Source organism: Pseudomonas sp. URIL14HWK12:I5 (genome assembly GCF_900176445.1).
In the GTDB taxonomy this organism is placed as follows: domain Bacteria; phylum Pseudomonadota; class Gammaproteobacteria; order Pseudomonadales; family Pseudomonadaceae; genus Aquipseudomonas; species Aquipseudomonas monteilii.
The window spans coordinates 416,685-423,472 of record NZ_FWXQ01000003.1 but is presented as its reverse complement, the minus strand read 5'-3'; the positions used below and the strand labels follow the sequence as shown (position 1 = coordinate 423,472).

The window sequence follows — 6,788 nt, the reverse complement described above, 5'->3', positions numbered from 1 at the left end:
GCCAGAGCCAGAGCCAGAGCCAGAGCCAGAGCCAGAGCCAGAGCCAGAGCCAGAGCCAGTGCCGAAGGTGGGTAAGAAAAAATGACAGTTACCGCGCTGGAGCTCCTTCCGATCGAAACGATCAAGCAGCACCTGCGTGTCGATCATTCGGCTGAAGATGCGTTGATTGTGCTTTACGCCGAGTCGGCGCTGTCCTGGGCTCTGTGGTACTGCGACAACCCGAAGTTGATCGAAGCGGCTGACTTCCCGGCCAGCTTCAAAGCCGCGTTGCTCCTGTTGATCGGCCACTCGTATGCGAATCGGGAGGCCGTCGTGACCGGAACTATCGCCACAGAACTGCCGCTGGCGGTTGACTCATTACTTTGGTCCTCCCGTGATTGGAGGGGCCCTCCAGACGAGGTGACGCCATGAAGGCCGGGGATCTTCGACATCCAATAGAGATTCAGCATCTCACGGCTGTGCGCGACCCTGGCACTGGTGAGTTTGGCGATCCGGCCTGGATTAAGTTTTCCGATACCTGGGCTTCGGTAGAGCCTCTTTCCGCCAAAGATTTGATCGCTGCACAGGCGGCCCAGTCGGAAGCGACCGCCCGTATGGTCATTCGGTACCGCCCTGACATTCTCCCTACCATGCGCATCGTCCATCGCGGCCAGGTCTACAGCATCGAGGGCCCGCCCCTGGAGGACGACAAGTCCGGCCAGGAGTACCTGACCATCCTCGTATCGAAAGGGGTGAAAGATGGCTGACGGCGTCGATTTCAGCATCACAGGGTTGGATAGCCTGCTGGGGAAGCTGGAGTCGGTCAGCTATGACGTTCGTCGCAAGGGTGGCCGGGCCGCACTTCGCAAGGCCGCTCAGGTTGTTGTGCAGAAAGCTAAGGAAGGCGCCGAGCGGATCGATGACAAGGAAACCGGCCGCTCGATCGCGGACAACATCGCTCTTCGCTGGAACGGCAAGCTGTTCAAGCAGACCGGAGACCTCGGGTTCCGGATCGGCGTACTGCACGGCGCCGTGCTCAAGGATGGCGGCGCCCTCAGCCCGAACTCACCAACGCCGCATTGGCGCCTGATCGAGTTCGGTACCGAGAACATGGCCGCCGTTCCTTTCATGCGTCCGGCCCTGGCCAACAGCATCAGCGAGGTCACCAAAACCTTCGTCTCCGAGTACGAGAAGGCGATAGACCGCGCCATCCGGCGCGCTGCGAAGAAGGCTGCGTCCTCATGACTCCACCCATTTTTCAGATCTGCTCCCAGGCCGCTGACGTCACGGCGCTGCTCGGTGCCGGTGCCAATCTTCGACTCTACTCGTTCGGTGAGGCTCCGCAGGATGTGGCCAAACCGTACGCGGTGTGGCAGCTGGTCAATGGCGAGCCAGAGAACTACTTAGCTGGCCGGCCCGATGCCGACAGCGTCACCCTGCAGGTCGACGTATACGGCGTCACCGGCACCTCGGTACGCCAGGTGCGCGATGCCATACGAGACGCCATTGAGCTGAGCGCCTACGTCACCCGCTGGGGCGGCGAGAGCCGCGACCCTACCACAAAGAATTATCGAACCAGCTTCGACGTGGACTGGATTGTCCTCCGGTAGCTGATCAATCCCCCAATAGCCCGCCAAGTGCGGGTTTTCTTTTGCCCGCAATTGGAGATACCCATGGCGATTCTCGCTCAAGGCACCCAGATCTATGCCCTGGTGCCCAAGGTTGGCACCCCATCCCAGTTTGAAGTCATGGAAGTGGAGTGCGCGACCGCCTTCAACCCGGGCGGTAACCCAGCTGACCAAGTCGAGGTTACCTGCCTCAGCGACCGCGTTCGCAAGTACCTGCGCGGCCTGCGCACCCCTGGCCAGGCTTCGCTGACCCTGAACGTCGACCCGCGTAACGCCTCTCACGTGCGCCTCCACCAAATCTCGGAAGATGACTCGATCGAGAGCATCCGTTGGGTTGTGGGTTGGTCGGATGGTACCGACATTGCTCCGACCGTAGGCGTTGCCGGCGCACTGGCTGCGATCGAGTTGACCAATGGTGGTACTGGCTACACCTCGGCCCCGACCGTCGCGTTTTCGGGTGGGGGAGGCACTGGCGCCGCAGCAACCGCGATCATCGAGGATGGCAAGGTGGTCGGCTTCAACATCACCAATGCCGGCTCCGGTTACACCAGCGCGCCGAGCATCACCCTGACCGGTGGCGCAGGTTCCGGTGCGGCGGCCTCCGCAGTCCTGGGCGATGCGGATGATTTCGTCCTGCCCCCGACCCGCACCTGGTTCCTCTTCGACGGCTACGTCTCCGACTTCCCGTTCGACTTCGCGGCCAACGCGGCGGTTACTACAGCGGCCATCATCCAGCGTTCGGGCGGTTCTGCCTGGATCCGTAAAACCACCAACGCCTGAGACAAGTGATGAAGCTGACACTCGAATCGTTGAAGAAAACCGGCTCGTTCACTGGCCGGCCCGTGGCAAAGGAAATCACTTGGCGTCAAGGCGACGAGACCTTTACCGCCACGGTGTATGTGCGCCCGTTGGGCTACCAGGCGGCGGTGAGCGATGTTCTGGCGGCTGGCGGCAAGCAAGACAACATTGCTGGCCGTATCGCCGCGGCCATCTGCGACGAGGATGGCAACACTGTCTTCACCGCGCTCGACATCACCCATGGCCCGCTGGACCCGGTGGAGTTGGCCAAAGACCCAGAAAGCACCAAGCGCCTGGGGGCCTTGGACGGCAACCTCACCGTCGCCCTGATGGTGGCTATCAATGAGGTGACCAACATGGGAAAGACACCGAACTCAGCGACCTCGACGAGTTCTGGCACGAGCTAGTCCTATGCGGCGTTGGGGGTAGGACCATTGCCGAGGCGAAAGAGCGGATCAGCATCCAGGAGTTTCGCTCCTGGATGAAGTACCGCAGCCGCCGCGGCTCCCTGCACCTTGGGATGCGCTTCGAGCGTGGCACGGCTCTATTGGCCACGCTTTATGCGAACACCCACACAAAGGACGGCGGCTATACCGTTTACGACTTTATGCCTCACGAGTCCGCGCCTGCGCTGACGCTTGAGGAGGCCATGAAGATCTGGGCGTAGCCGAGCTCTGAGCCAGCGACCAGCAGGAGAAAGGTATGGCAAGTAAATCGCTGGGTACGCTGACCCTGGACTTGATCGCCAAGATTGGCGGTTTTACAGGGCCGCTTGACCAGGCCAGCCGTGAATCGCAAAAGCGCATGGCTGAGATCAAGAAGTCAGCTGAAAACCTCGGTAAAGGCATCGGTGCCGCCTTTGCCGCAGTGCCGGCCGTCGTCGCTGGTCTGGTCACCAGTTCGGCCATGGCGGCGAAGGAAATCACCAATCTTTCGAACCTGGCAGGCCTCACCACCACCGAGTTCCAGCGCTACGCTGCCGGCGCTGCTTCAGTCGGGGTAGAGCAGGACAAGCTGTCTGACATCTTCAAGGACACCAACGACAAGATCGGCGACTTTCTGGCTACCGGCGGCGGCGAGCTCAAGAACTTCTTCGAGACCGTCGCGCCAAAGGTCGGCGTGACCGCTGAACAGTTCCGCAACCTGAACAGCGCCGATGCGCTGCAGCTGTACGTGACCAGCCTGCAGAAGGCAAACGTGAGCCAGGCGCAAATGACCTTCTTCATGGAGGCGATCGCTGACGAAGCCACGGCCCTGGTGCCGCTCTTGGCTGATGGTGGCAAGAAGTTCAAGGAGTACGGGGATGCCGCGCAGCAGGCCGGCATGATTATGGACGAGCAGACCATCGGCGCTGCTCAGCAATTCAGCACAGAACTGACGGTCATCGGCCAGTACGCCAATTCTGCGAAGACAGCCCTGGCGGCCGAGTTCATGCCGGTACTGGCCCAGCTCGCAAAAGACTTGGCCGGGACAACGAAGGAGGCCGGAGGGCTTCGGAATGTTGTTGGCGAGTTCGCCAATGATTTCATCGAGGTCACCGCTGTTACCGCCAGCTTGGCGGACGGCATCGGGCGAACCTTCAAGGTGGTGGCCGCCGGTATTGTGAGTGGGTTCTCCACCACCATGGCCTATCTGCAGAGCATCGGCGCAACGGCAAATACTTTGCTCGGCGCCGTGACCTTCGGCGACATGTCGAAGGACTTCAAGGCCAACGCTGACAAACTGACAGCGGATGCCATTGACCATGCTCGAACAGCCAGCACCGTCATGGAGGAGGTTGCTGAGGCGTTTAACAAGCCTTGGTCTGGCGACACGATCCGCGCCTATGTGAAGGAGGCCCGCAAGGCTGCCTCCGAGCTTCCTAAGATCGTTCCGCCTGGTGGGCAAGGCGCCGGATTCGTCGGTCAAACGGACGAGCAGAAGGCAGCTCAGAAGGCGGCTGAAGCAGCAGCCAAGAAGCTGAATCAGTCCTTCGAGACCGCTGAGGAGAACCTGAAGCGGCAGATCACGCTGATCAATACCAGCACTGACGCCCGGAAAAACGCCACCGAGGTGGCAAAGCTGCAGTTCGAAATCGAATCCGGGAAGCTGGTCGGGATCAATGCCAAGCAGCAAGAGCGCCTGAACGGTTTAGCGGCTGAGCTTGACCGGTTGCAACAGCTGAAGAAGGCCAACGAGGACGCCGCGAAGGCCCAGGCCTTCGGCGATACGCTGTCTCAGGCGAACAGGACCGTCCGTGAAGGGTTCGACCTGGAGTTTGCCGGCGCGGGGAGCGGGGACAAGCTGAAGGAGCGGCTGAAGGCTGACCTGGCTATCCAGCAGGATTACCAGAGCCAGCTGGCAGACCTGCAGAAGCAGTACAACGGCGGCGATATCAGCGAGGAGCTGTACAAGCAGGAAACCGAACTGCTACGCCAGGCGCTTGAAGAGCGCATGGAGATCCAGCAGGACTACTACGCCCGCCAGGACGAGGCGCAGAACAACTGGCTGGACGGGGTCTCATCTGCCTGGGAGAACTACCGAGATGCCGCAGTAGATTATCAGCAGCAAGCTGCTGATTTCACGGCCAGTACTCTGGACACCATGACCAGTTCGGTTGGCGATGGCATAGCCTCGATGATCTTGGAGTCGCAGAGCCTGGGTGACGCTTTCGTTAATGTCGCTTCGACCATGGCCAAAAGCATAATCAATGCCCTCGCGCAAATGGCTGCGGAGTGGCTGGTTTATCAAGCCGTTCAGCTGGTGGTAGGTAAAGCAACGCAGGCCAGCGCCGTACCCAAGTTGATCGCGAATGCCCAGGCCACTTCGTTCCAGGCTCAGCTGGCTGCGTTCGCAAGCACGGCGGCCATCCCAATTGTCGGCCCGGCGCTTGCGCCTGGCGCGGCATTCGCAGCCGCTGCGGCCACAGCGCCAATGGTCGCGGGCGTGGCCAGCGCAGCTCTGGCAGGTATGGCGCACGACGGTATCGATTCCATTCCGGAGGATGGCACCTGGTTCCTCCAGAAGGGCGAGCGGGTGACCACTGCCGAAACCAGCGCAAAGCTCGATCGCACCCTGGAAGACGTTCGCTCCAAGCAGAGCGGTGGCGGAACAGTCGTCAACATCATCGGTGACCGAAGCAAAGCCGGCACCGTTGAGCGTCGTACAAATCCCAACGGGCAGGAGGAGACTGATGTGTTTGTTGCTGACATTTGGGGTGGAGGCGAGCGCGCGCAAGCCTTGGAGGCAGCGTACGGACTCAGGCGAAACGCGACCTAAACGGAGTGAACCATGAGCACGGAAGAAGCCCAGGTGAATGCGGGGCAGGAGTCCAGCACGGATCCAGAAGCCGCGGAGTCAATCGATGAGAAGGAACAGCTCCTGCAAAGGAGACTCGCCCGAATAGAAGAGGCGCTGGGCCTCAGCCCTCTTACATAACCTCAGTTGAGGACTGGCAATGATTCAATATCCGGCAGAACTGCCGCTTCCTCTGCAGGATGGTTATGGGCTGACCACGGTTGACCCAATACGGGCCACGCCGCTGGTGACAGGGCGAACCCGCTACCGGAAAGCGCATAGTTATGTCCCGACCGAGGTGAAGGTGAACTTCATCTTCCGAGAAGCCCAGGCTGCGCTGTTCGAAGGCTGGTACGTTTGGGCGATCAACAACGGTTTCGACTGGTTTGAGGTTACTCTTCAGACATCGTTGGGACTGAAGACTCACCAGGCGCACTTCAAGGGAATTTACCAGGGGCCAGAACTGGTTCAGGGAAATTTGCTTCGCTTTTCGGCAGTGTTGCAACTGAAGAATAGGCCGGTTCTGACCGAGGACCAGTACCTAGGCGTATCGATTGGCATGCCGCTCGATCAGTTCAACACACAGCTTTCTGGCAGCTTGGACAAGTGGTACACGAGGTACTTCGGATGAGCCTGATCGAGGAGTGCTACGCCTCGGGCAAGGGCGAACTGGTAGATACCATCGAAGCCAGGAAGGAGGGCGGCACCGTCTCCCACCTGTATTGCTCGGGATGGGAAGACCGGGTTTGCACCACCGAAGATGGACGCACGCTCACGTTCATCGCGATGGCCATGGACCTGGCCCTGCCCAAAAACGACAACAGCGCGTTCCAGAACCTAGTGCTCGGCCTGGACAACGTGACCGGCGAGGTGCAGGAGGTCGTTGAGGAGGCCAAGGCGGCAGACGAGCGCTTCATCATCACCTTCCGCCGCTACCTGGCTGAAGACCTTTCATTCCCGCAAGAGCGATATCGCATGACGCTGCTCAGCCGGGAGTATGAAGACAACGTGGCGAAGCTAACCGCCGGCTTCTTCGACCTGCTCAACACCAACGGCCTCCGCACCATCCTGACCACATCCCTGGCACCCGGCCTGGCGTACATCTGA

The 6,788-nt window shown here is 60.4% G+C and carries 11 protein-coding genes and 1 pseudogene; all 12 read left to right on the top strand.

Going from position 1 to position 6,788, the window contains the following annotated elements; genetic code table 11:
- The first annotated feature begins 81 nt into the window (after positions 1-81).
- Positions 82-411, top strand: a complete 330-nt coding sequence (locus B9A31_RS10160) for a head-tail connector protein (RefSeq protein WP_084296939.1) — start codon at positions 82-84, stop codon at positions 409-411.
- The gene (locus B9A31_RS10155; protein ID WP_084296938.1) at positions 408-746 is read left to right on the top strand and encodes a phage head closure protein; all 339 of its coding nucleotides are present in this window, start codon (positions 408-410) and stop codon (positions 744-746) included. The genes B9A31_RS10160 and B9A31_RS10155 overlap by 4 nt, the downstream gene beginning before the upstream one ends.
- On the top strand, positions 739-1,224 hold the full coding sequence (locus B9A31_RS10150; RefSeq protein WP_084296937.1) for an HK97-gp10 family putative phage morphogenesis protein: 486 nt from the start codon (positions 739-741) through the stop codon (positions 1,222-1,224). The genes B9A31_RS10155 and B9A31_RS10150 overlap by 8 nt, the downstream gene beginning before the upstream one ends.
- Positions 1,221-1,589, top strand: a complete 369-nt coding sequence (locus tag B9A31_RS10145; protein ID WP_084296936.1) for a DUF3168 domain-containing protein — start codon at positions 1,221-1,223, stop codon at positions 1,587-1,589. Before B9A31_RS10150 ends, B9A31_RS10145 begins: the two co-directional genes overlap by 4 nt.
- A gap of 63 nt (positions 1,590-1,652) precedes the next feature.
- Positions 1,653-1,982, top strand: a pseudogene (locus B9A31_RS27465) (phage tail tube protein); the annotation flags it as partial.
- Positions 1,983-2,114: 132 nt separating this feature from the next.
- Positions 2,115-2,387, top strand: a complete 273-nt coding sequence (locus B9A31_RS27460; protein ID WP_256576193.1) for a phage tail tube protein — start codon at positions 2,115-2,117, stop codon at positions 2,385-2,387.
- A gap of 8 nt (positions 2,388-2,395) precedes the next feature.
- Complete coding sequence (locus tag B9A31_RS10135) at positions 2,396-2,812, top strand: phage tail assembly chaperone family protein, TAC (protein ID WP_084296934.1); 417 nt, start codon at positions 2,396-2,398, stop codon at positions 2,810-2,812.
- A 74-nt stretch (positions 2,813-2,886) separates the two neighbouring features.
- Positions 2,887-3,072, top strand: coding sequence for a phage tail assembly protein T (locus B9A31_RS10130; protein ID WP_371851088.1), 186 nt, complete (start codon positions 2,887-2,889; stop codon positions 3,070-3,072).
- Positions 3,073-3,107: 35 nt separating this feature from the next.
- Positions 3,108-5,663, top strand: coding sequence for a phage tail tape measure protein (locus B9A31_RS10125; RefSeq protein WP_084296932.1), 2,556 nt, complete (start codon positions 3,108-3,110; stop codon positions 5,661-5,663).
- 12 nt (positions 5,664-5,675) lie between these two features.
- Positions 5,676-5,822 carry a hypothetical protein gene (locus B9A31_RS27290; protein WP_178092341.1) on the top strand — a complete coding sequence of 49 codons (147 nt, stop codon included), beginning with the start codon at positions 5,676-5,678 and terminating at the stop codon, positions 5,820-5,822.
- Between the two features lie 19 nt (positions 5,823-5,841).
- Positions 5,842-6,312 carry a transposase gene (locus B9A31_RS10120; protein WP_084296931.1) on the top strand — a complete coding sequence of 157 codons (471 nt, stop codon included), beginning with the start codon at positions 5,842-5,844 and terminating at the stop codon, positions 6,310-6,312.
- Complete coding sequence (locus B9A31_RS10115) at positions 6,309-6,788, top strand: DUF1833 family protein (RefSeq protein ID WP_084296930.1); 480 nt, start codon at positions 6,309-6,311, stop codon at positions 6,786-6,788. Before B9A31_RS10120 ends, B9A31_RS10115 begins: the two co-directional genes overlap by 4 nt.

Bases quoted from the DNA above. Each gene is read 5' to 3' on its own strand.
- B9A31_RS10160 (WP_084296939.1), top strand. From the start codon at position 82: ATGACAGTTACCGCGCTGGAGCTCCTTCCGATCGAAACGATCAAGCAG.
- B9A31_RS10150 (WP_084296937.1), top strand. From the start codon at position 739: ATGGCTGACGGCGTCGATTTCAGCATCACAGGGTTGGATAGCCTGCTG.
- B9A31_RS10115 (WP_084296930.1), top strand. From the start codon at position 6,309: ATGAGCCTGATCGAGGAGTGCTACGCCTCGGGCAAGGGCGAACTGGTA.
- B9A31_RS10155 (WP_084296938.1), top strand. From the start codon at position 408: ATGAAGGCCGGGGATCTTCGACATCCAATAGAGATTCAGCATCTCACG.
- B9A31_RS10130 (WP_371851088.1), top strand. From the start codon at position 2,887: ATGAAGTACCGCAGCCGCCGCGGCTCCCTGCACCTTGGGATGCGCTTC.
- B9A31_RS10120 (WP_084296931.1), top strand. From the start codon at position 5,842: ATGATTCAATATCCGGCAGAACTGCCGCTTCCTCTGCAGGATGGTTAT.
- B9A31_RS10145 (WP_084296936.1), top strand. From the start codon at position 1,221: ATGACTCCACCCATTTTTCAGATCTGCTCCCAGGCCGCTGACGTCACG.
- B9A31_RS10135 (WP_084296934.1), top strand. From the start codon at position 2,396: ATGAAGCTGACACTCGAATCGTTGAAGAAAACCGGCTCGTTCACTGGC.
- B9A31_RS10125 (WP_084296932.1), top strand. From the start codon at position 3,108: ATGGCAAGTAAATCGCTGGGTACGCTGACCCTGGACTTGATCGCCAAG.
- B9A31_RS27290 (WP_178092341.1), top strand. From the start codon at position 5,676: ATGAGCACGGAAGAAGCCCAGGTGAATGCGGGGCAGGAGTCCAGCACG.